The 20,787-nt window shown below is 68.9% G+C and carries 20 protein-coding genes; 17 read left to right on the top strand and 3 right to left on the bottom strand.

Annotated elements, in window-relative coordinates:
- Nucleotides 1-71: 71 nt before the first annotated feature.
- From NK1_RS21935 to NK1_RS21900, 8 genes are all read left to right on the top strand, one after another.
- A complete protein-coding gene (locus NK1_RS21935) occupies nt 72-893 on the top strand; it encodes an SDR family oxidoreductase (RefSeq protein WP_063011424.1) in 822 nt (273 codons plus the stop codon).
- A gap of 58 nt (nt 894-951) precedes the next feature.
- Nucleotides 952-1,170 (top strand): GIY-YIG nuclease family protein, encoded by a 219-nt coding sequence (locus NK1_RS21930; RefSeq protein WP_063011422.1) that lies wholly within the window; start codon nt 952-954, stop codon nt 1,168-1,170.
- A gap of 41 nt (nt 1,171-1,211) precedes the next feature.
- A complete protein-coding gene (locus NK1_RS21925; protein WP_157104385.1) occupies nt 1,212-2,708 on the top strand; it encodes a CoA-acylating methylmalonate-semialdehyde dehydrogenase in 1,497 nt (498 codons plus the stop codon).
- 65 nt (nt 2,709-2,773) lie between these two features.
- A complete protein-coding gene (locus tag NK1_RS21920; RefSeq protein WP_063011420.1) occupies nt 2,774-4,069 on the top strand; it encodes a TetR/AcrR family transcriptional regulator in 1,296 nt (431 codons plus the stop codon).
- Nucleotides 4,070-4,373: 304 nt separating this feature from the next.
- Nucleotides 4,374-5,465: an amidohydrolase family protein gene (locus NK1_RS21915; protein WP_063011497.1), complete on the top strand. Its 1,092-nt coding sequence runs from the start codon at nt 4,374-4,376 to the stop codon at nt 5,463-5,465.
- 27 nt (nt 5,466-5,492) lie between these two features.
- Nucleotides 5,493-6,647, top strand: coding sequence for an amidohydrolase family protein (locus NK1_RS21910; RefSeq protein WP_063011418.1), 1,155 nt, complete (start codon nt 5,493-5,495; stop codon nt 6,645-6,647).
- Nucleotide 6,648: 1 nt separating this feature from the next.
- Complete coding sequence (locus tag NK1_RS21905) at nt 6,649-7,044, top strand: Rieske (2Fe-2S) protein (RefSeq protein WP_063011416.1); 396 nt, start codon at nt 6,649-6,651, stop codon at nt 7,042-7,044.
- Between the two features lie 23 nt (nt 7,045-7,067).
- Entirely contained in the window at nt 7,068-7,925 is an 858-nt protein-coding gene (locus NK1_RS21900; protein WP_063011414.1) for an alpha/beta fold hydrolase, read from the top strand.
- 11 nt (nt 7,926-7,936) lie between these two features.
- Here the strand turns inward: NK1_RS21900 and NK1_RS21895 are convergent, their stop codons facing one another.
- Entirely contained in the window at nt 7,937-8,410 is a 474-nt protein-coding gene (locus NK1_RS21895) for a hypothetical protein (RefSeq protein WP_063011412.1), read from the bottom strand.
- Between the two features lie 74 nt (nt 8,411-8,484).
- Here NK1_RS21895 and NK1_RS21890 point away from each other — a divergent pair, with 74 nt between their 5' ends.
- Together NK1_RS21890 and NK1_RS21885 are read left to right on the top strand one after the other, a co-directional pair.
- A complete protein-coding gene (locus NK1_RS21890; RefSeq protein WP_063011410.1) occupies nt 8,485-9,780 on the top strand; it encodes an NADH-ubiquinone oxidoreductase-F iron-sulfur binding region domain-containing protein in 1,296 nt (431 codons plus the stop codon).
- Nucleotides 9,777-9,983, top strand: coding sequence for a ferredoxin (locus tag NK1_RS21885; protein ID WP_063011408.1), 207 nt, complete (start codon nt 9,777-9,779; stop codon nt 9,981-9,983). The genes NK1_RS21890 and NK1_RS21885 overlap by 4 nt, the downstream gene beginning before the upstream one ends.
- Nucleotides 9,984-9,992: 9 nt before the next feature.
- Here NK1_RS21885 and NK1_RS21880 read toward each other — a convergent pair whose 3' ends face one another.
- Nucleotides 9,993-10,265 carry a hypothetical protein gene (locus NK1_RS21880; protein ID WP_063011406.1) on the bottom strand — a complete coding sequence of 91 codons (273 nt, stop codon included), beginning with the start codon at nt 10,263-10,265 and terminating at the stop codon, nt 9,993-9,995.
- Nucleotides 10,266-10,430: 165 nt separating this feature from the next.
- Complete coding sequence (locus tag NK1_RS21875) at nt 10,431-11,171, bottom strand: enoyl-CoA hydratase/isomerase family protein (RefSeq protein WP_063011404.1); 741 nt, start codon at nt 11,169-11,171, stop codon at nt 10,431-10,433.
- A 111-nt stretch (nt 11,172-11,282) separates the two neighbouring features.
- Here NK1_RS21875 and NK1_RS21870 point away from each other — a divergent pair, with 111 nt between their 5' ends.
- From NK1_RS21870 to NK1_RS21840, 7 genes are all read left to right on the top strand, one after another.
- Nucleotides 11,283-12,836, top strand: a complete 1,554-nt coding sequence (locus NK1_RS21870; RefSeq protein ID WP_063011402.1) for an AMP-binding protein — start codon at nt 11,283-11,285, stop codon at nt 12,834-12,836.
- Between the two features lie 35 nt (nt 12,837-12,871).
- The gene (locus NK1_RS21865) at nt 12,872-14,053 is read left to right on the top strand and encodes an amidohydrolase family protein (RefSeq protein ID WP_063011400.1); all 1,182 of its coding nucleotides are present in this window, start codon (nt 12,872-12,874) and stop codon (nt 14,051-14,053) included.
- Between the two features lie 40 nt (nt 14,054-14,093).
- Nucleotides 14,094-15,521: a FadD3 family acyl-CoA ligase gene (locus NK1_RS21860; protein ID WP_063011398.1), complete on the top strand. Its 1,428-nt coding sequence runs from the start codon at nt 14,094-14,096 to the stop codon at nt 15,519-15,521.
- A 50-nt stretch (nt 15,522-15,571) separates the two neighbouring features.
- The gene (locus NK1_RS21855) at nt 15,572-16,630 is read left to right on the top strand and encodes an enoyl-CoA hydratase/isomerase family protein (RefSeq protein WP_063011495.1); all 1,059 of its coding nucleotides are present in this window, start codon (nt 15,572-15,574) and stop codon (nt 16,628-16,630) included.
- Nucleotides 16,631-16,666: 36 nt separating this feature from the next.
- Entirely contained in the window at nt 16,667-17,995 is a 1,329-nt protein-coding gene (locus NK1_RS21850) for a CoA transferase (protein WP_084461334.1), read from the top strand.
- Nucleotides 17,989-19,374, top strand: coding sequence for an amidohydrolase family protein (locus NK1_RS21845; protein WP_063011394.1), 1,386 nt, complete (start codon nt 17,989-17,991; stop codon nt 19,372-19,374). Before NK1_RS21850 ends, NK1_RS21845 begins: the two co-directional genes overlap by 7 nt.
- A gap of 158 nt (nt 19,375-19,532) precedes the next feature.
- Nucleotides 19,533-20,783, top strand: coding sequence for an amidohydrolase family protein (locus NK1_RS21840; protein WP_063011392.1), 1,251 nt, complete (start codon nt 19,533-19,535; stop codon nt 20,781-20,783).
- The last annotated feature ends 4 nt before the right edge of the window (nt 20,784-20,787 follow it).

The following is a 20,787-nucleotide window of genomic DNA, read 5'->3' as shown; positions in this document are numbered from 1 at the left end:
TGAATACGTTACTTGCAAAAAAAGAGAATGCCAATACCATCGGAGGCGAACGACTGACTTCGAGGAGCGTCATGCCCGCATATCCGTTGGCCGGCCGCACCATGGTCGTCTCCGGCGCAAGCCGCGGGATCGGCCTCGCCATCGCCGTCGCCGCGGCCACCCGGGGCGCGAATATCGTGCTGCTGGCCAAGACCGCGCAACCGCATCCGAGACTCCCCGGCACCGTCCATTCCGCAGTGGCCGAGATCGAGGCCGCGGGCGGGAAAGCCGTCGCGGTGGTGGGCGATGTACGGCGCGAGGAGGATGTGCGGCGCGCCGCGCGGACCGCGGTGGACCGCTTCGGCGGCATCGACATCTGCGTCAACAACGCGAGCGCGATCGCGGTGGAGCCGACCGAATCGCTTCCGGCCAAACGGTTCGATCTGATGCAGGAGATCAACGTGCGCGGCACCTTCCTGCTCACCCAGGCCTGTCTGCCCGCGCTGCGCGAGGCACCCGAAGCCCACGTGCTGACCATCTCGCCGCCGCTGAATCTCAGCCCCCGCTGGCTCGGCGCGCATCCGGCCTACACCCAGTCCAAATACGCGATGACGCTGTTGTCCCTCGGCTGGGCCACCGAATTCGCCGGCGCGATCGCGGTGAACTGCCTGTGGCCGCAGACCTACATCGCGACCTCGGCGGTGGCGAATATGGCCGACGGGTCCGCACTGCTCGACTCGGCGCGCGATCCGGCCATCATGGGCGATGCCGCCGCCGAGATCCTCTCCCGCCCGGCGAAATACACCACCGGCAACTGCTACATCGACGCCGAGGTGCTCATCGAATCCGGGGTCTGCGACCTGTCGGGCTACGGCGGCGGGGAGCGGCCGATCCCGGATCTGTTCCTCGACTGACCGCCCGTCTGCCGCGAAACCACTGCCGCACAACTCAACTCGTGACCCGGAGGTACTGATGCAGCCGCCCGTCGATATCGCGGTCCGCCAGATACTGGACTACTTCGGCACCTGCCCGCGCTGCGGCTATGCCGCGGAGGCGGTCCGCACCGTCCGCACCTTCGCCGATCATCGCCGCGACGTCGAGATCACCGCCGGCTGCGGCCTGTCCTGCGGCTGGTACGGCGCGACGCCGCTGACCACCATCACCGGTGCGCACGCGGGGGTGCGGGCGTGACCGGCACGATCGAACCCACCGTCGGCACCGACCTCGCGCATATCGGCCACTGGATCGACGGCGGCCTCCGGCCCGGCGTCGCCGCGCGCACCGCACCGGTGACCGATCCCGCGACCGGCCGGGTTACCGGGACCGTCGCCATGGCCGGACGCGAGGAGGTCCGCGCCGCCGTCGAGTCCGCGGCGGCCGCCTTCCCCGGCTGGCGCGACACCTCGCTGACGCGGCGTACCTCGATCATGTTCGGCTTCCGCGAACTGCTCAACGCCCGCAAATCCGAACTGGCGGGACTGATCACCGCCGAACACGGCAAGGTGTTCTCCGATGCCCTCGGTGAGGTCTCCCGCGGCCAGGAAGTGGTCGAATTCGCCTGCGGTATACCGCATCTGGTTGAGGGCGGTTTCACCCAGAACGTCTCGACCGGCGTGGACGCGTACTCGGTGCGGGCGCCGCTGGGCCCGGTCGCGATCATCTCACCGTTCAACTTCCCGGCCATGGTGCCGATGTGGTTCTTCCCGCTGGCCGTCGCCACCGGCAACACCGTCGTGCTCAAACCCAGCGAGAAGGATCCGTCGGCGGCACTGTGGCTGGCCAAGCTCTGGGAGGAGGCCGGACTTCCGCCCGGCGTCTTCAATGTCATACAGGGCGACAAGGAGGCCGTGGACGCGCTGTTGCTCGATCCGGCGATCAAGGCGGTCTCCTTCGTGGGCTCGACTCCGATCGCCGAGTACGTCTACGCCACCGCCACCGCGACCGGTAAACGGGTGCAGGCACTCGGCGGCGCCAAGAACCACGCCGTGATCCTTCCCGACGCCGATCCGGACCTGGCCGCCGACGCGCTGGTCAATGCCGGATACGGTTCGGCCGGGGAACGCTGCATGGCCATCTCGGTGGCCGTCGCGGTCGGGGATATCGCCGACGACCTGGTGGCCCGGGTGGCGGAGCGGACCCGCGGTCTGCGCCTCGGCGACGGGCACGGCGAGGCCGATATGGGTCCGCTGGTCACCCGCGCGCACCGCGACAAGGTGGCCGCCGCCATCGACACCGCCGAGGCCGAAGGCGCCCGCATCGTCGTCGACGGCCGCGGCGCGATGGGCACCGCCGACGCCGATATCGATGTGTCCCAAGGCTTCTGGCTCGGGCCGACGCTGCTCGACCACGTGACCCCGGAGATGGCCGCCTATCGCGAGGAGATCTTCGGCCCGGTCCTCTCGGTGGTGCGGGTCGACGGATACGAGCAGGCCCTCGAACTGATCAACGGCAATCCCTACGGCAACGGCACCGCGATCTTCACCAACGACGGCGGCGCGGCCCGGCGCTTCCAGTACGAGGTCGAGGTCGGGATGGTCGGCATCAACGTGCCCATTCCGGTTCCCATGGCCTACTACAGTTTCGGCGGCTGGAAGAACTCGCTGTTCGGTGACACCCACGCGCACGGCGTGCAGGGCGTGCACTTCTTCACCCGCACCAAGGCCGTGACCAGCCGCTGGCTGGATCCGAGCCACGGCGGGCTGAATCTGGGCTTCCCGCGCAACGACTGACGCCCAGCGCAGCCCGGGCCGGGTCACCGTAACGCGCGGGCAGGCATATCGGTCACACTGAGCAGATGCCACGGACACGGATCCCCGCCGCACCGGCCGCCGCCCGCGCCGACAGCGCACGACGGTCGGAGATCCTGCGCGCGGCCGCGGACCTGTTCGCTTCGGCGGGATACGCCGGGACGAACGTGAAGGATGTCGCCGACGCCTGCGGCATCCTGCCCGGCAGTCTGTACCACCACTTCGATTCGAAGGAAGCGATCGCGGTCGAACTGCTCGAGCGCTATCACTCCGCACTGGATGCCGTGGCCCGGTCCGCACCGCCACCGTCGGCGATCACGAGCGCCGAGGGTGCTTTCGATGTCGTGAACGGGTACGCCACCGCTCTCGCCGCCTGCGCCCTGGAACACCGTGCGGCACTGCAGTTGTCGATCTACGAACCGCACACCGGCGCCGGGACCGCGCTGATCGCCCTGGCCGCCGATCCGCCGGCCGCGCCGACCGCGGCCATGCGCGTCCTGCTCGACGCCGGCGCCGCGCACGGATACCTCGCCGCCACCGTGGATCGGTCGGTGCTGGCCGAACAGTTGTGCCAGACCATGCTGCACATCGGCCTTTCGGTCCTGCATCGTGAGAATTCCGCGGATCGCGTCGCGACCGTGGTGTGCCGCCTGCTGCTCTACGGCCTGCCCGCCGAGCCGGCGTCCCCCGCCGCACTCGATCGCTCGGCGGCCCTGCGCGCGGCGCGCGACAGCATCGCCACCTGGGCGGCGCCCGACGACACCGGCGACGACGACCGCACCGCCCGGCTGCGCGCGGTGGCGCGGGTGGAATTCGCCCGCCGCGGCTACGAGGCGACCACCATGCGCGATATCGCCACCGCCGCCGGAATGGGCGCGGGCAGCGTGTACCGGGCCGTGGAATCGAAACAGGCGCTGCTGGATTCGATCATGGGGTCGTTCCACGACGAGATCTCGCGCGCCTACGCCGCGGTGGTCGGCACCGACAGTTCCGCCGTCGCCAAGCTCGACGCGCTCACCTGGATCAATCTCAACGCACTGCGGCGTTTCGACCTCGAGTTCGCGATCCAGCGCGCCTGGTTCCGCTCCACTCCCCCCGACACCAGCGATGTGATCGAGGTGCTGCGCCGGCGTGCCCGGCAGATCGCGAGCGTCGTCGATCAGGGCCGCGCCGACGGCGAGATCACGCTCGAGGGGATGACCAAGAGCCGGTTGTCGGCCTGTGTCCGCGACCTGATCTGGATGCCGCCGCAGGTGGTCGCGCGCGTGGGAATCCGTGCCGCACAAGCGCATTCGCGCGCGACATTGCTGTGCGGCGCCACGCGCACCGCCCCCGCCGCCTGACCGCCGGACGCCGGCCCTTGTGCGCCGGCCGGGCTTCGACGTACAGTTGCGGAACAAATATTTGGTTCGCGAGTTCGCCCACGAGTTCGCCCACGAGTTCGCCCACGAGTTCGCCCGGGCGAATGCGCCCCGGCCCGTCCGCACCGCTTTCCGGGCACTCTCCCCCGCCGCCGGACCGACGGCAGCCCGCGAACGCGCCGACTTCCCGCAACGGAGCCCGCATGACCGACCACCCCGAGCCGATCCGTTCCGCCTCGCCTCGACCGAATCCCTCAGCGCCCCGGCACCTCTCGGGGGAGGGCCGATGATCACCCTCCCCGACGGCAGTACCAGCGCGCTGATCGACGCCAGTGTGCACATCTTCTTCCAGGGCAATGCCGAACTGCGCAGCTGGCTGCGCGAACCGTACAGCGCCCGCGGCTACCCGGATGTCGAGATGGACTGGTACGGCGCGCCGGGCGGTGAATACGCGCCGGGCACCGTCCTGTCCGACGGCGGATATCCCGGCTCCGAGCCCGACGCCGTCGGGCAGGTGCTGTTCGGCGAGCGCGGCGCCGATATCGCGATCCTGCATCCGATGACCCGCGGCATCATGCCCGACCGCCATCTGGGGACGGCGATCGCGAGCGCGCACAACGAGATGATGATCTCGCGCTGGCTGGACTCCGGCGCCTACGCCGACCGCTACCGCGGCACGCTGCGGGTGAATCCGGAAGACATCTCCGGGGCGGTCCGCGAGATCGAACGCTGGGGTTCCCATCCGCGCGTCGTGCAGATCGGCATTCCGCTGCAGTCCCGCGAACTGTACGGAAAGCCGCAGTTCTGGCCCCTGTGGGAGGCCGCGGCGGCCGCGCGTCTCCCCGTCGCGGTGCACATCGAAACCGGTTCCGGCGTGGCCTATCCGCCCACCCCGTCCGGACATCCGCGCACCTATGAGCAGTACGTCGGCTTCATGGCGCTGAACTACCTCTACCACCAGATGAACATGATCGCCGAGGGTGTGTTCGAACGCTTCACCGATCTGCGCTTCGTGTGGGCCGACGGCGCGGCCGACCTGCTCACCCCGATGATGTGGCGGATGGACACCTTCGGCCGTCCGCACCTCGAGCAGACGCCGTGGGCGCCGCGCATGCCCAGCGACTACCTCCCCGGTTCGATCTACTTCGTTCGGGGCCGCCTGGACGGGCCCGGCGATGTCGACTTCGCCGGGGACTGGCTGGAATTCACCGGTAAGGACGACATGGTGATGTTCGGCTCCAGCTATCCGCACTGGCAACTCGACGATCCGGCGCGGCTGCCGTCCGCGCTGACCGCCGCCCAGCGCGAGAAGGTGCTGTGGCGCAATGCCGCCGGACTGTACGGCATCGACATTCCCGCCGCGGCGACGACGCGGTAACCGGTATCGGAATCGAAAGGGATTTCCATGACGCAGGCGAATACCGAAGTACGGGTGCGGGTTCCGAGCTCGGATCGAGTCGCGGTGCGGGTGGTCGACTCCGATGTCCACCCGGTGCCCCGGCCGGGACGGCTCGCGGAGCTGTACCCCGAACCGTTCCGCAGCAGGTATTTTCTCAATCGCCAGGTCGGCAGCACCATCTTCTACGACGCCCCCGACTTCGCGTATGCCTACGCGATGCGCGTGGACGCGTTCACACCCGCCGGCGGTTTCCCGGGCAGCGATCCCGACACCCTGTTCCGGCAGCTCATCATGGGCGCCGGTTCCGATATCGCCATCCTCGAGCCGGGGCTGTACCAGGCCCGGCTGCCCGAGGCGACCTCGGCGGCCGCGGCGGCGGTGAACACGTGGCTGGACGAGGATTGGCTGGACTCCCACAACAACTGGCATCAGCGCTATCGCGGTTCCATCAGCGCGGCGGCCGAGGATCCGGCCGGCGCGGTCCGCGAAATCGAGAAATGGGCCGGACATCCGTACATGGCGCAGATCCTCATCCGCGCGGAACCGCGGCCGGCGTGGGGCGATCCGATGTACGACCCGGTGTGGGCGGCCGCGGTGAAGCACGACCTGCCGGTGGCCTGCCACCTCTCCCGCGGGAACTTCGAGATGCTGCCGATGCCGCCGGTCGGATTTCCCAGCTACAACCACGATTTCATGGTCACCTACTCGCTGCTGGCGATGAATCAGGTGATGAGCCTGATCTTCGACGGTGTCTTCGACCGCTTCCCGGCGTTGCGGATCATCCTGGTCGAGCACGCGTTCACCTGGATTCTGCCGCTGATGTGGCGGATGGACGCGATCTACGAGGCACGCACATCGTGGGTCGAGATCAAGCGCAAACCTTCGGAGTACGTGAAGGAACACATCAAATTCACGACCCAGCCGCTGGACTATCCCGAGGACAAGACGGAATTGACCCGGGCGCTGGAGTGGATGGAGGCGGAGAAGATTCTGCTGTTCTCCTCGGATTATCCGCACTGGACCTTCGATGATCCGCGCTGGCTGGTCAAACACCTACCCGAGCACACCCGCGAGGCGGTGATGTTCGGCAACGGATTGAAGACCTACGCCACTGTGCCCGACACGGTGCCGGCACTGCCCGGGCAAGTGCGGGTGTTCTGAGATGAACGACGATCTCGCCGCCACACCGCGGCTGCCGCAGGGACGTGAGCACGCCGTCGCCACCGTCGACGAAATACCGCCCGGCACACATAAACTCGTGCCGATCGGCCGCCACGGCGTCGGCGTCTACAACGTCGACGGCACCTTCTACGCCATCGCCAACTACTGTCCGCACGAGGGCGGGCCGTTGTGCGCGGGCCGCACCCGGGGACTGACCGCGGTCGACGAATCGGTACCCGGCGACGCGGTCAGTGTGCGCGGCGGCGAATACATCTACTGCCCGTGGCATCAGTGGGGATTCGAACTCGCCACCGGCACCACCGCGGTGAAACCGGAATGGAGTATCCGCACCTATCCGGTGCGGGTGGTCGGCAACGACGTTCTGGTCACCGCCTGATTACAGACGAGGAGGTCTGTCCAATGTCGATCGCCGAAATCCGCGGTGGCGAAGTCTATTACGAAATTCTCGGGGAGTCCGGTCCGCTGATCGTGCTCACTCCCGGCGGCAGGTTCAGCACGGAGATTCCCGGATTGCGCCCGCTGGCCGAGGCCCTGGTCGCCGGCGGCCACCGCGTCCTGCTGTGGGACCGGCCCAATTGCGGGCGCAGCGAGGTCGCGTTCTGGGGTCCCACCGAATCGCATATGCGTGCCGAGGTCCTGCACGATCTGCTCGTACATCTCGACACGGGCCCGGTGATCATCGCCGGCGGTTCCGGCGGGGCGCGCGATTCTCTTCTGACGGCGATGCTGTATCCGGAAATCGCGACGAAGCTGATCGTGTGGAATATCGTCGGCGGCAACTACGGATCGATCGCCCTGGGTTCGCATTACATCATTCCCAACATCACCGCGGCGAAGATCAAGGGCATCGAGGGCCTGATCGAATTGCCGGAATGGCAGGAGCGGATTCAGGACAATCCGAAGAACAAGGACCGGTTGCTGGCGTGGGACGCGGAGGAATTCCAGGCGCAGATGCTGCGCTGGCTCGACGCCTATGTTCCCAAACCGGGCCAGACTATCCCGGGTGTGACCGATTACGAATTCTCGAAGCTGAAGCTCCCGACGCTGATCATCCGGGGAGGCGAGCACGATATCGACCATCCCAAGCGCACCTCGATGGAAGTGCACTGCCTGATCGAGGGGTCGATCCTGATCGATCCGCCGTGGCCGGAGGATGCCTGGCAACAGGGTCAGCGGGCCCGCGCGCGCGGAGAGGGACATCCGTTCGACTGCTGGGTGGAGGCCGCTCCGGCGATCCTGGACTTCGTCGCGCGATAGCGATGGTCGCTTCACCGCACGACGATGATCACTTCCGCGTTGGTCGCCGCCTCGAGTGCGGTCTGAATCCGGCTCTCGGGGATGCGTTCCAGATCGGTGTGAGCCAGGCGGACGGTGAGGGTGTCGAAGCCGGCCCCGTCGTGGGTGCGCTCGATCTCGCCGGTGATGCCGAATCCGGCCAGGACGCCGTGGGCGTCGTCATCGGTCCCCCGGCTGACGAAGGTGACCGGGCCCGGCCGCACGGCGGGGCCGAAGATCTCGGCGCAGATCCCGACCGCGTGTTCGCGCATCGCGGCGGTGTCCGCACCGTCGATCAGCAGATGAATATCGCGCCGACGCGGCGGCAGCCGGTCGATTTCGGGTGCGGTCACGGTCATTCCGGATTCCGCGGCAGCCGAGGCGAGCGCGGATATCTTTTCACCGAATTCCGCCGGCGACAGGTCCCCGGCGGGATCCACATCGACGCGAATTACTGCGGTACGCATGCCGCCGATTGTAGGCACAGCAATTTCCGCGCCGTCACTTTTCGGCGGCGGACGATATTCCGAAGGACGGATTGATGGATGCGATCGCGAATCCGATAGTCACCGCGCCGCCCGGGACAGCGCCGCGGATCGTCGGCCGCGGCGCGGGCACCGAATCGGCGCCGGCGTACCGGGCGAGCGGCGGTTACGCGCCGATCGAGGATCCGGCGCGGCTGCTGGCCGAGATCGTCGAGTCGGGCCTGCGCGGGCGCGGCGGCGCGGGCTTTCCGCTGGGCGCGAAATTGCTGTCGGTACAGCGGCATTGCGGTGCCGGGACACGTCCGGTGGTCGTCGCCAACGGCGAGGAAGGCGAACCGGCCTCGGGCAAGGATCGCTGGTTGCTGCGCCGGCGCCCGCATCTGGTGCTGGATGGATTGCGCGCCGCCACCACGATTCTCGGCGCCGACCGCGCCGTGGTGTATGTCTCCGACGACCGGGCCGCCGATTCCGTCGCCGCCGCGGTGGCCGAGCTCGGCCCCGCCGAACTGCCGGTGCCGACGGAGATCGTCACCGTCGCCGCCGGATACGTGGCCGGGGAGGAAACCGCGGCCGTGCGCGCGATCGACGGCGGGCCCGCCACGCCCACCGACAAACCACCGCGTCCGTATGCGGCCGGTGTCGGCGGACGCCCGACAATGGTGAGTAATGTGGAAACGCTTGCCCAGCTGGCGTGGATCCATCGCTTCGGCGCCGCGGCCTTCCGCACCGTGGGCACGGCGGACTCACCGGGCACCTTCCTGGCCACCGTCACCGGAGCCGGGCGCGGACCGGCCATCTACGAACTGCCGCACGGCTATTCGTTCCGCGCGTTACTCGAGTTGCACGGCGTCGCCGCGAAACGGGTGCACGGCGCGCTGCTGGGTGGTTATTTCAACGGCCTCACCAACAGCCGCATCCTCGACGCCCGGCTCGATCACGCCACGCTGCGGGCGATGGGGACGGGATTGGGCTGCGGGGCGGTCGCGCTGCTCACGCCCGACGACTGCCCGGTCGCCGTGGCGGCGTCGGTACTCGAATATTTCGACCGGGAGAATGCCGGCCAGTGCGGCTCGTGTTTCAACGGCACCGCGGCGATGAGCGCGGTCGCCTCCGCGCTACGCGACGGCCGCGCCGAGGCCGCCGATCTGGACCGGCTGCGCCGCTGGTCGACCGTTTTGCGCGGGCGCGGCGCCTGCGGAACTCTCGATGCGGCGACGAACGCGGCCCGGACCCTGCTCGACGAATTCCCGGATGCGGTGGCGCGCCACCTCGCCGGCGGCTGCGCGATCTGCGCGGCGACACCGTTCGCCGCGGTCCGGCCCTTCGATGTGGAAGCGGTGACATCCCTGTGAAGATTCGACTCGATCGCACCGTCTGCGACGGTTTCGGCACCTGCGCCAAGCACGCGCCGAAGTACTTCTCCCTCGACGACTGGGGGTACGCGTCCCTGGAGGGTGACGGCGCCGTCCCGCCCGCCGATCGCGACGGCGTGCACCGGGCACTCCTGGACTGCCCGGTGCACGCCATCACCGAAATCGACAGCGCGAACGAATAATTCGCGCCGTCAGCGCCACGGCAGGCAGCCCGCGCTACGCAGCCGCGAGGCCAATCCGGCGTCGATCCCCACCGGCCCACCGAAACCGCCGGCGCTCAGAGTGGGAACCAGCTGCGCGCCGAGCCCGGCGCCGATCGAGCATCCGAGCAGATTGATGTCGACGGTGACGATCTCCTTGGGCGGGTTGAACCCCGGGTCGTCGTCGGCCGCAGCGGCGCCGGCTCCCGCCATCGCGGCGACGGCCAGTGCCGCGGTGGCGATCCCGGTGGTGATGATGCGCACGTATCCTCCTTCTGCGCCGGTGCGGCGCAGGTCATCCGATGGCAGACAGCAATGACGGCCCCGCCGGAACCAGGCCGACGAGGCCGAAACATAGTGTTGACCGCCGCTGAGTCCGGCAAACCACGCCCGAATGTCGGCCAGAGCCGTCTCGCTGTGGCACAGTTCCTAGACTCGCGCGGTGGAGCCGCGACCCGAGCCGCGGTTGAGCACCCGGTCGGCCGCTACCCAGTGTTCGTCCGAAACCCACAGCCGGGCAAAGGCTTTCACTGCTTGCTCCGGCGTGGCACCCGAGACGACCCGCTTGATCTGTTCCGATGCCGGGTGAGCCAGCGCGGTCGCCAGCGATCGCCACTCCTGCTCGAAATCGGCGCGCGACACCACACGATCCACCAGGCCGTACCGCTGCGCCTCCGCGGCGGTCAGGACGGTTCCCGTACCGGCCAGCAGCAGGGCACGGCTGCGCCCGACCAGCTGGGTGAGCCGTTCGGCCCCACCCCAAGCCGGCATGATCGCCAGCGCCACCTGATTGAACCCGATGGTGATGTCGTCGGCGGCGATCCGGATGTCGGCGGCCACCGCGAATTCCGCGCCGCCACCGAGGGCGTGACCGTTGAGCGTCGCGACCACGGGCGCCGGGAACGCGGCGAGCCGATCGCAGATGCCGCGCATCCGCCACGCCATCTGGGCCGCACCGTCCTCGGTGCGAATCGCGGCCAGTTGCTTGAGATCTCCGCCGGAGACGAACGCGCGCTCTCCCGCACCGCGCACGACGAGCACCCGGGCGCCGGCCGCGGCGTCGATCGCGGCATCGAGCTGGTCCATCGTCTCCGGTGCGATGGCATTGCGCGCCTGTGGACGGTTGATGGTCAGCACCGCGATCCCGCCGTCCAGTTCGAGCTCGACCATCGCACGTTCTCCATTCCAGATACGTTGCTTCTCTTAATCTGAGAATATCATCTCCGTATTCGGGTCCGGACACCCGGCCTTCCCCATTTCGTCGGGCATTGGAGCTGAGCCATGCGAAAGATCCCGCAGCAGTTGGTCGATCGATACGAAGCCCACGGTTGGTGGCGGCGCGAATCCCTGGGCGAGATGCTGGCGCGGGGCCTGGCCGACGCACCGGAGGTCCCGTTCCGGGTGCATTCCCAGCTGCGCCCCTGGTCGGGCACGGTGCGCGAAGTCGAGCACATCGCCCGCCGGCTCGCCGCCGGATTGCGCCGGCGCGGTGTGCGCCCCGGCGATGTGGTCGCCTTCCAGCTGCCCAACTGGATGGAGTCCGCGGCCACCTTCTGGGCCGCCTCCTTCCTCGGGGCCACCCTGGTGCCGATCGTGCACTTCTACGGCCGCAAGGAACTCGGTTACATCCTCGACGCCGTGCGCCCGAAGGTGTTCGTCACCGCGGAACGCTTCGGCGCCTTGGAGTTTCAGCCCGATCTGTGCGCGCAGGTGCCGATCGTCGGCGTGGTGGGCCGCGACTTCGACACCCTGCTCGACGACGAGCCGATGCCCGGGATCGTCACGGTGTCACCGGACTCCCCCGCGCTGATCGCCTTCACCTCCGGCACCACCCGCGACCCGAAGGGCGTGATCCACAGCCACCGCACCCTCGGCTTCGAAACTCGCCAGCTCAGTGCGCATTACCCGCCCGATCTGGGCGCCCAGCTCACCGCCGCACCGGTCGGGCATTTCATCGGCATGGTCAACGCCCTGCTCATCCCGGTGCTGGACGGGACGGAGATCAATGTGGTCGATGTGTGGGATCCCGGCCGGATCCTGGCGCTGATGTCGGATGTCGGCGCCACCGTGGCGGGCGGGGTGCCCTACTACCTGACCAGCCTGCTCGACCATCCGTCGTTCACCGATGCACATCTGCGGCAGATGAAATACGCGGGGCTGGGCGGAAGTTCGGTGCCGGCCGCGGTGACCACCCGGCTCACCGACCTCGGCATCATCGCCTACCGCGCCTACGGCAGTACCGAACATCCGTCCATCACCGGCTCCGACTACACCGATCCACAGGACAAACGCCTCTACACCGACGGCTGCCCGCTGCCGGGCGTGGAGATCCGGCTCTCCGACGACGGTGAGATCTACAGTCGCGGACCGGATCTGTGCCTGGGTTACACCGATCCGGAACTGACCGCCGCCGCGTTCGACGACGAGGGCTGGTATCGCACCGGGGATGTCGGCCGCCTCGACGAGGACGGCTATCTCACCATCACCGACCGCACCACCGACCTGATCATCCGCGGCGGCGAGAACATCAGCGCGGTCGAGGTCGAGGACGTTCTGCACCGCATGCCCGCCGTCGCGGAAGCGGTTGTCGTCGCCGCGCCCGATGCACGGCTCATCGAACATGCCGCCGCGGTGGTGCGGCCGCGTCCCGGCACCACCACTCCGACCCTGGCCGACGTGCAGGCGCATCTGGCCGAGGCCGGGCTGGCCAAGCAGAAGTGGCCCGAGGAACTGCACATCGTCGACGACTTTCCCCGCACCCCGAGCGGCAAGGTCCAGAAGTACCGCGTGCGCGCCGCCATCGCCGGGCAGGCCGTTGCCACACGCAAAAACTGAGAATATGATTCTCACAATGAACAAAGGAGACTCTTATGACGAAGATCGAGCTGCCGTATCAGCTCTTCGACGCCGATAACCACCTGTACGAAACCAAAGAGGCCCTCACCCGGTACCTGCCGAAGGAGTACGAGGGCGCCATCCAGTACGTGGAACTGGGCGGCCGCACCAAGATCGCGGTTCTCGGCCAGATCAGCGAGTACATCCCCAACCCCACCTTCGAGGTGGTCGCGCGGCCCGGCGCGATGGAGGAGTACTTCAAGAACGGCAATCCCGAGGGCAAGAGCCGCCGGGAGATCTTCGGTAAGCCGATGCGTTCGATTCCCGCGTTCCACGAGCCGGGTCCGCGCCTCGAGCTCATGAACGAACTCCAACTCGACCGCACGCTGATGTTCCCGACGCTGGCCAGCCTCATCGAGGAGCGCATGCGCCATCACCCCGATCTCATTCACGCCGTGGTGCATTCGCTCAATCAGTGGCTGCTCGAGGAGTGGGGTTTCACCTACAAGGACCGCATCTTCACCGTGCCGGTGGTGAGCCTGCCGATCGTGGAGAAGGCGATCGAGGAGCTCGACTGGTGTGTCGAACACGGCGCCAAGGCGATTCTGGTGCGCCCGGCCCCGGTTCCGGGTCTGCGCGGGCCGCGCTCGTTCGCGCTGCCGGAATTCGACCCGTTCTGGAAGCGCGTGGTCGAACACGACGTCCTCGTCACGATGCACTCCTCCGACAGCGGATATTCGCGGTTCAACGCCGAATGGGAGGGCAGCAGCCTGGAGATGCTGCCGTTCCAGACCAACACCTTCCGGATGACCACCGAATGGCGGCCGATCCAGGACGCCGTGGCCTCGTGGGTGTGCCACGGCGCGCTGTTCCGCCACCCCGAGCTGAAGGTGGCCGTCATCGAGAACGGCGCCTCCTGGCTGGCCCCGCTGCTCGAGAACCTGCACGACACGTACAAGAAGGCGCCGGAGGGCTTCGGCTTCCAGGATCCGGTCGAGGCGGTCAAGCGCAGCATCCACGTCAGCCCGTTCTGGGAAGAGGATCTGCAGGCCATCGCCGATCTGATCGGTGTGGAGAACGTACTGTTCGGCTCGGATTATCCGCATCCGGAGGGCCTGGCCGAACCGGCTCGCTACATCAACGAGATCAAAGATATGCCGCTGGCCGACCAGGAGAAGATCATGGGCGGCAACCTGGCGAGGTTGCTGAAGGTATGAGCGGTGCGGTGCGAAGGCGGCCTACCGCAGAGGACACAGCATGAGCTGGGAGACCATCCCGCAGATGGTCGCCTCCTGCGCCGACCGCTTCGGCGACGCCGAGGCGGTCGTCGACGGCGATCTGCGGCTGAACTACACCGAACTCGTCGACCGGGTGCGCCGGGCCGCGGGCGCCTTCGCGGAGGCCGGGGTCGGCAAGGGCGACCGGGTCGCGATCTGGGCGCCCAATTCCGCCGACTGGATCGTGGGCGCCTTCGGCCTGCTCACCGCGGGCGGGGTGCTGGTTCCGGTGAACACCCGCTTCCAGGCGGCCGAGGCGGCGGATGTGATCGGCCGCAGCGGTGCCAAGCTCCTGCTGGTCCAGCAGGGCTTCCTCGGGCGCGAGCTCAGCGGGCCCGAGGGTGTGCCGGTGATCGACCTCGCTTCGGAATTCCTGTCCAGCGGTTCACCTTTCGAACGCGAGGTGGCGGGGACCGACATCTCCGACATCATCTACACCTCCGGGACCACCGGCCGCCCCAAGGGGGTGATGATGAACCACCGCCAGAATCTGCGGCTCTACACCGAATGGTGTGAGCTGGCGGATCTGCGCGAGGGGGACCGCTATCTGGCGGTCAATCCGTTCTTCCACACCTTCGGCTACAAGGCCGGCGTGCTGGCGTCGTTCATCCGCGGGGCCACGATCCTGCCGGTGCCGGTGTTCGATGTGGACCGCGTCTGCGAACTCGTCGCGCGCGAACGGATCACGATGCTGCCCGGCCCGCCCACCCTCTACCACTCGCTGCTGGAGGCGCGCGGACGCTACGACCTGTCGTCGCTGCGGTCCGCGGTCACCGGCGCGGCCGACATCCCGGTGGAGCTGATCCGCCGGGTGAAGACCGAACTGCCGTTCCATTCGATCATGACCGGATACGGGCTGACCGAGGCGGGTACCGCGACCGCCTCGCGCCCGGGCGACACCTTCGAGCAGATCGCGACGACCGCCGGAACCCCCTGCGACGGTGTGGAAGTCCGCATCGCCGCCGACGGTGAGGTGCTGCTGCGTGGCTACACCGTCATGCAGGGCTATCTCGACGATCCGGCGGCCACCGCGGAGGCGATCGACGCCGAGGGCTGGCTGCACACCGGCGATCTGGGCGCGCTGGACGAGGGCGGCCGGTTGCGGATCATCGGACGGAAGAAGGACATGTTCATCGTCGGCGGCTTCAACGCCTACCCCGCCGAGATCGAGGGGCTTCTGCTGCAGCATCCAGCGGTCGTGCAGGCGGCGGTGATCGGTATCCCCGACGAGCGGCTGGGTCAGGTCGGCAAGGCGTTCGTCGTCACGCGCGCACCGCTGACCGAGGCCGAGCTCATCGCCTGGGGTCGCGAGAACATGGCCGGGTACAAGGCGCCGCGCGCGGTGGTGTTCCTGGACGAATTACCCCTCAACGCGACCGGAAAGGTGATGAAAGACCACCTGCGGTAACGAATCCGGTTGCCCGCGAATACTCGCGGCCGCACAGAACGGCGATGCCGATGACCACCAGCGCTGGTGACCCAGACCTGCGATTCGCCGACCTGAGCCTGGACCGTGACGGGAAGCCACGGCAGCCGCTCAGGGTCGTCGACGTCGATGAACTGCGGCACTCGAGTCCCGGACACATCGCCGAGGTCGCCGCCTCGATCGCCCACGCAGCGGCACTCACCGTCGCCGTCGCCGGCGAGACGGTTCCCGCCCGACTGCATCCGATTCTCGATGCGGCGACCGTCGCGGTGAGCGAGTCCGCGCATCGCGATCGGCGCGTGGTCACCGTGACCGATCGCGCCGCCGCGGTCGAGATACTCGCCGCGGCCGTCGATCACGCGCCCCGGGCGGCGCTGGCCTGCGGGCACCTGCTGCGGCAGACGCCCGCGCTGCCCACCCTCCCGGCGCTGGCCGCCGAAGCGGCGGTCTACTCGATGCTGCTGGGCGGCACGGAATTCCGCGCGTGGCTGGCCGCTCGCGGACCCGCCCGCATTCCGGACGGCGAGCCCGGCGAGCTGGTGCGGATCGACCGCTCGGGTGCCGAACTCGCCATCGTGCTGAATCGTCCGCACCGCCGCAACGCGCTCAGCGCGGCCCTGCGCGAGGAATTGCTCGCGGCCGCACAGGTGGCCGAGGCCGACCCCAGCATCACCTCGGTACGCCTCGCGGGTGCGGGACCGGCCTTCTGCAGCGGCGGAGATCTCGCCGAATTCGGTTGTGCCACAGATCCGGTGGCGGCCTATCTGGTGCGCCTGGACCGGGCGCCGTGGCGCGTGCTGGACCGCCTGTCCGCCCGATTGCGCATCGACACCCACGGCGCCTGTGTCGGCGCGGGCGCCGAGATCGCCGCGTTCGGCGGCATCGTCACCGCGGCGCCGGGCACCTGGTTCCGCTTCCCGGAGGTCGGCATGGGTCTGGTCCCGGGTGCGGGAGGCACGGTGAGCGTGCCGCGCCGGATCGGGCGCTGGCGTGCCGCCTGGGCGATGCTCACCGGCGCCACCATCGACGTCGACACCGCCCTGCGCTGGGGTCTGGTGGATCGCATCGAGCCCACCGGCGGGCCGTCGTAGCGACGGCCGCGCACACCCTCGCCGAGGAGGTCGGAGATGAATCACCCAGCCGCACAGTCCCCACCGGCCGCGTTGCCGCATCCGGTATCCGAACTGTGGCCGCCGTGCGCGACCGACACGTCCCGGTACGGGTGCGAGGTCCGCAGGTGGGCGGCCTCGGGAGCCATGGACCTCACCGGTCCCGCGGGCGGGCCGCCCGACATCTCCCCCGCTCCCGCCTTCGCACGGCTGGGTGACGCGCTGGACCTGCTCGCGCGCACCACCGCCGCGCTGGGCCGTGCGGTCACCCTGGCCCCCGGTCCGGTACTCACCGTGCGCGCCGTCGACCACGGTTTCCGGCGGGCGGGAACGCGGTCGGCGGGCGGGTCCACTCGCCTGCTGCGCACCGCCGACGGCTGGTGCGCACTGACGTTGTCTCGCGTCGACGATATCGCCGCCGTGCCCGCGATCATCGGCGCCCACCGGGCCGACGATCACTGGAAGGCGTTGGCGCAGTGCGCCGTTCAGGTCACCGCAGCCGAGCTCGCCGACCGCGCCCAGCTGCTCGGCGTCCCGGCCGCCGCCCTTCCGCCGGACGGTGCGACGGCCGATCCGTGCGCACCGCCGTGGCAGCTGTCGCGGCTCGCGGCGCCGACGCCCCGGCGCGAATTGACCGGCCGGCTGGTGGTGGACCTGTCCTCGATGTGGGCGGGCCCGTTGTGCGCCCACATCCTCGGCCGCGCCGGGGCGCGGGTGATCACAGTGGAGAGTCCGCACCGGCCCGACGGTGCGCGCGCGGATCGCCACTTCTTCGGCACGCTGCACGCCGGACACGAATTCCGCGCGATCGACTTCCGAACCGATTCCGGTCGAACGGAATTGGCGACACTGCTGGCGGCCGCGGATATCGTGATCGAGGCGTCGCGGCCTCGCGCGCTGGCGCAACTGGGGCTCGGACCCGACCGGCGCGGGCTGCGTCCCGGGCAGATCTGGGTCGGTCTCACCGGCTACGGCCGGTCCGAGCCGATGCGGGTGGCCTTCGGCGACGACGCCGCCGTCGCCGGCGGGCTGGTCGGCACCGGACACGGCATGCCGGTGTTCTGCGCGGATGCGATCGGCGACCCGTTGTCGGGAATCGCCGCGGCGCTGGCGGTCTGCGCGGCCGTGCGGGCCGGGGGCGGTGTCCTGGCCGACGTCTCGATGCGCGCGGTCACGGCCGCCTTCGCCGCCGCGCCACCACGGTGCCCGGGCCCGCACCGGGTGTTCACTCACGATGGGCGCTGGCAGGTCCGGTGCGCGCACACGGCGACCACCCAGGCCGTCCTGTCCCCGCGCTCCGCGCAGGCCCGCGCCGCGTCCGGCTTTCCGGGTGGTGTCGCATGCTGATCCGCAATGCCGTCGTTTTCGGCAGTGCCCACACCGATATCCGCTGCGAGCGCGGCACCATCATCGAATGCGGGCGCGGGCTGCGGCCCCGGACCGGCGAGGAGGATATCGACGCACGCGGTGGGTGGCTGGTGCCGGGCCTGCACGACCACCACATCCATCTGCGCTCACTGGCCGCGCGCTCGGAGTCGATTCCGGTGGGGCCGGACCGGATTCGTGGTGCCCGCGCACTGGCGGACCGTTTGCGCGACGCCGCGCGCCGGACGCCGGGTCACGCCTGGCTCCGGGCCGTGGACTACCACGACGATGTCGCGGGGGCCATCGACCGGTGGGCGCTGGACCGCATGGAGGTGGGCCGGCCGGTGCGGGTGCAGCATCGTTGCGGCGCGCTGTGGATCCTCGACTCCAGCGCCTGCGCACTGCTCGATATCGACAACTGTCCGCTGCCGGGAGTCGAACGTGATCCGCAGGGCCGGGCCACGGGCCGGTTGTGGCGGATGGACACCTGGCTCGGCGACCGGCTCGATTGCCTGGCGCCCGATCCGGCGCCGATCTCGGCGGTGGCAGCGACGCGGGGGATCACCGGATTCACCGATGCCACACCGGATCTCACCCGTCCGGAGGTCGGGGCCCTGGCCGCCGCCGTACTGGACGGGCGCATCGTGCAACGCGTCTATTGCATGGCCGAGCCCGATATCGAGGATCCGCACGTCGAGCGATTCCGCCTGGGCCCCACCAAAATCCTGCTCGACGACACCGCACTGCCCGACCTCGACGATTTCGTCGTGCGGCTGCGCCGGCTGCACGGTGCGGGCCGGGCCGCCGCGGTGCACTGTGTCACGCGGGTGCAGCTGATTCTGACCATGGCCGCCTTCGACCTGGCGGGCGTGGTGCCCGGCGACCGCATAGAACACGGTGCCGTCGTTCCCACCGAGGTGCTGACCTGGTTGCGCCGCAACGACATTCCGGTCATCACCCAGCCGCATTTCCTGATCGAGCGTGCCGCCCAGTACGCGCGCGAGGTGCCCGCCGAGGACCGGCCCGATCTGTGGCGGCTCGGTTCGCTACTCGCCGCGGGCGTCGGGGTGGCGGCGGGCACCGACGCGCCGTTCGGCGATCCGGATCCGTGGGCGGTGGTGCGCGCCGCCACCGATCGCGGACTCGGCCGCTCAGCCGCCGAGGCGCTGTCGCCGGCCACCGCGCTGTCGCTGTTCTTCGGCACCGCCGCCCGGCCTCACATTCCCCGGACTCTCGCCCCGGGCCACAACGCCGACCTGACTCTGCTGCAGGTCCCGCCCGCGGAACTCGGCGATGCGCTCGACTCGCCGCCCGTGGCGGCCACGATCGTCGCCGGGCAGGTCGTCTACCGCGCGCCCTGACGCGAGCAGCGTGGCGTGGAGTTCGCCGTATCGGCGCGGATTCGGGTGTACCGTCACAGGCGAGTAGGAGAGTATGATTCTCCATAACAGAGATTGTGAATCTCCTACGTCGCCCGCCGCAGCGGGGCGCCGCCGTCCGCACCAGCACGAGGAACCTCATGAATACCGATGACATGATCCTGGTCAGCATCGACGACCATGTGGTCGAGCCGGCCGACATGTTCGACCGGCATACGCCGAAGAAGTACGCCGAGTACGTGCCGCAACTGCTCACCAACGAACAGGGCATCGATCAGTGGACCTATCGCGGCCGGCCGGTCGGTGTCACCGGACTGAACGCGGTCGTCGGCTGGCCCAAGGAGGAGTGGGACAAGAATCCCACCCGCTACGCCGAAATGCGGCCGGGCGTCTACGACATTCACGCACGGGTGCGCGATATGAACGCCAACGGGGTGTTCGCCTCGATGTGCTTTCCGACCTTCGCCGGCTTCAGCGCGGGCCACCTGAGCCAGTTCAAAGACGAGATCACCGTCACGATGATCCAGGCCTACAACAACTGGCACATCGACGAGTGGTGCGCCACCTACCCGGGCCGGTTCATCCCGAATGCCATTCTGCCGCTGTGGGATCCGCAACTGGCGGTGGCGGAGATCCAGCGGGTGGCGGCCAAGGGATTCCACGGTGTCACCATGTCGGAGATCCCGCACGTGGAGGGCCACCCCTCCTATCACGACATCGAGCACTGGGGTCCGGTGTTCGCGGCGCTCGCCGACACCGGCCTGGTGATGAACCTGCACATCGGCCCCGGTTTCGGCGCCCTGCGCATGGCCCCGGACGCGCCCATCGACAATCTGATGGTGCTGGCGCCCAGCGTGTCCCAGATCGCGATCCAGGATCTGCTGTGGGGTCCCGCGTTGCGCAGTTATCCGGGACTGAAGGTGGCGCTGTCCGAAGGTGGCATCGGCTGGATCCCGTATTTCCTCGACCGCTCGGACCGCCACTACACCAACCAGAAGTGGCTGCGCCGCGACTTCGGCGGCAAAATGCCCTCGGATGTGTTCCGCGAGCACGTCATGGCCTGCTACGTCACCGACAAGACCTCATTGAAACTGCGCCACGAGATCGGCATCGACATCATCGCGTGGGAATGCGACTACCCGCATTCGGATTCGCTGTGGCCCGACGCCCCGGAATTCGTCGTGGCCGAACTCGAGGCCGCGGGCGCCGACGACGCCGATATCGACAAGATCACCTGGCAGAACGCCTGCCGCTTCCTGAACTGGGAACCGTTCGCGCACATCCCGCGCGACCAGGCGACCGTCGGCGCGCTGCGGGCCCAGGCCGCCGATGTCGATCTCACCGTCCGCCCGCGCAAGGAATGGGCCGAACTGTACGCCCAGCGCGCCTGATCAC

This window comes from Nocardia kruczakiae NBRC 101016 (genome assembly GCF_001612965.1).
Taxonomy (GTDB): Bacteria; Actinomycetota; Actinomycetes; order Mycobacteriales; family Mycobacteriaceae; genus Nocardia; species Nocardia kruczakiae.
Note: the sequence above shows the minus strand (reverse complement) of the source record. Positions and strands in the feature narration are given on the sequence as shown.

What these genes read in the sequence shown, in the direction of transcription:
- NK1_RS21840 (WP_063011392.1), top strand. Translation starts at nt 19,533, where the DNA reads ATGAATACCGATGACATGATCCTGGTCAGCATCGACGACCATGTGGTC.
- NK1_RS21875 (WP_063011404.1), bottom strand. Translation starts at nt 11,171, where the DNA reads ATGGTCGAGCTCGAACTGGACGGCGGGATCGCGGTGCTGACCATCAAC.
- NK1_RS21905 (WP_063011416.1), top strand. Translation starts at nt 6,649, where the DNA reads ATGAACGACGATCTCGCCGCCACACCGCGGCTGCCGCAGGGACGTGAG.
- NK1_RS21915 (WP_063011497.1), top strand. Translation starts at nt 4,374, where the DNA reads ATGATCACCCTCCCCGACGGCAGTACCAGCGCGCTGATCGACGCCAGT.
- NK1_RS21895 (WP_063011412.1), bottom strand. Translation starts at nt 8,410, where the DNA reads ATGCGTACCGCAGTAATTCGCGTCGATGTGGATCCCGCCGGGGACCTG.
- NK1_RS21910 (WP_063011418.1), top strand. Translation starts at nt 5,493, where the DNA reads ATGACGCAGGCGAATACCGAAGTACGGGTGCGGGTTCCGAGCTCGGAT.
- NK1_RS21850 (WP_084461334.1), top strand. Translation starts at nt 16,667, where the DNA reads ATGAATCACCCAGCCGCACAGTCCCCACCGGCCGCGTTGCCGCATCCG.
- NK1_RS21900 (WP_063011414.1), top strand. Translation starts at nt 7,068, where the DNA reads ATGTCGATCGCCGAAATCCGCGGTGGCGAAGTCTATTACGAAATTCTC.
- NK1_RS21860 (WP_063011398.1), top strand. Translation starts at nt 14,094, where the DNA reads ATGAGCTGGGAGACCATCCCGCAGATGGTCGCCTCCTGCGCCGACCGC.
- NK1_RS21935 (WP_063011424.1), top strand. Translation starts at nt 72, where the DNA reads ATGCCCGCATATCCGTTGGCCGGCCGCACCATGGTCGTCTCCGGCGCA.
- NK1_RS21870 (WP_063011402.1), top strand. Translation starts at nt 11,283, where the DNA reads ATGCGAAAGATCCCGCAGCAGTTGGTCGATCGATACGAAGCCCACGGT.
- NK1_RS21920 (WP_063011420.1), top strand. Translation starts at nt 2,774, where the DNA reads ATGCCACGGACACGGATCCCCGCCGCACCGGCCGCCGCCCGCGCCGAC.
- NK1_RS21845 (WP_063011394.1), top strand. Translation starts at nt 17,989, where the DNA reads ATGCTGATCCGCAATGCCGTCGTTTTCGGCAGTGCCCACACCGATATC.
- NK1_RS21890 (WP_063011410.1), top strand. Translation starts at nt 8,485, where the DNA reads ATGGATGCGATCGCGAATCCGATAGTCACCGCGCCGCCCGGGACAGCG.
- NK1_RS21865 (WP_063011400.1), top strand. Translation starts at nt 12,872, where the DNA reads ATGACGAAGATCGAGCTGCCGTATCAGCTCTTCGACGCCGATAACCAC.
- NK1_RS21930 (WP_063011422.1), top strand. Translation starts at nt 952, where the DNA reads ATGCAGCCGCCCGTCGATATCGCGGTCCGCCAGATACTGGACTACTTC.
- NK1_RS21855 (WP_063011495.1), top strand. Translation starts at nt 15,572, where the DNA reads ATGACCACCAGCGCTGGTGACCCAGACCTGCGATTCGCCGACCTGAGC.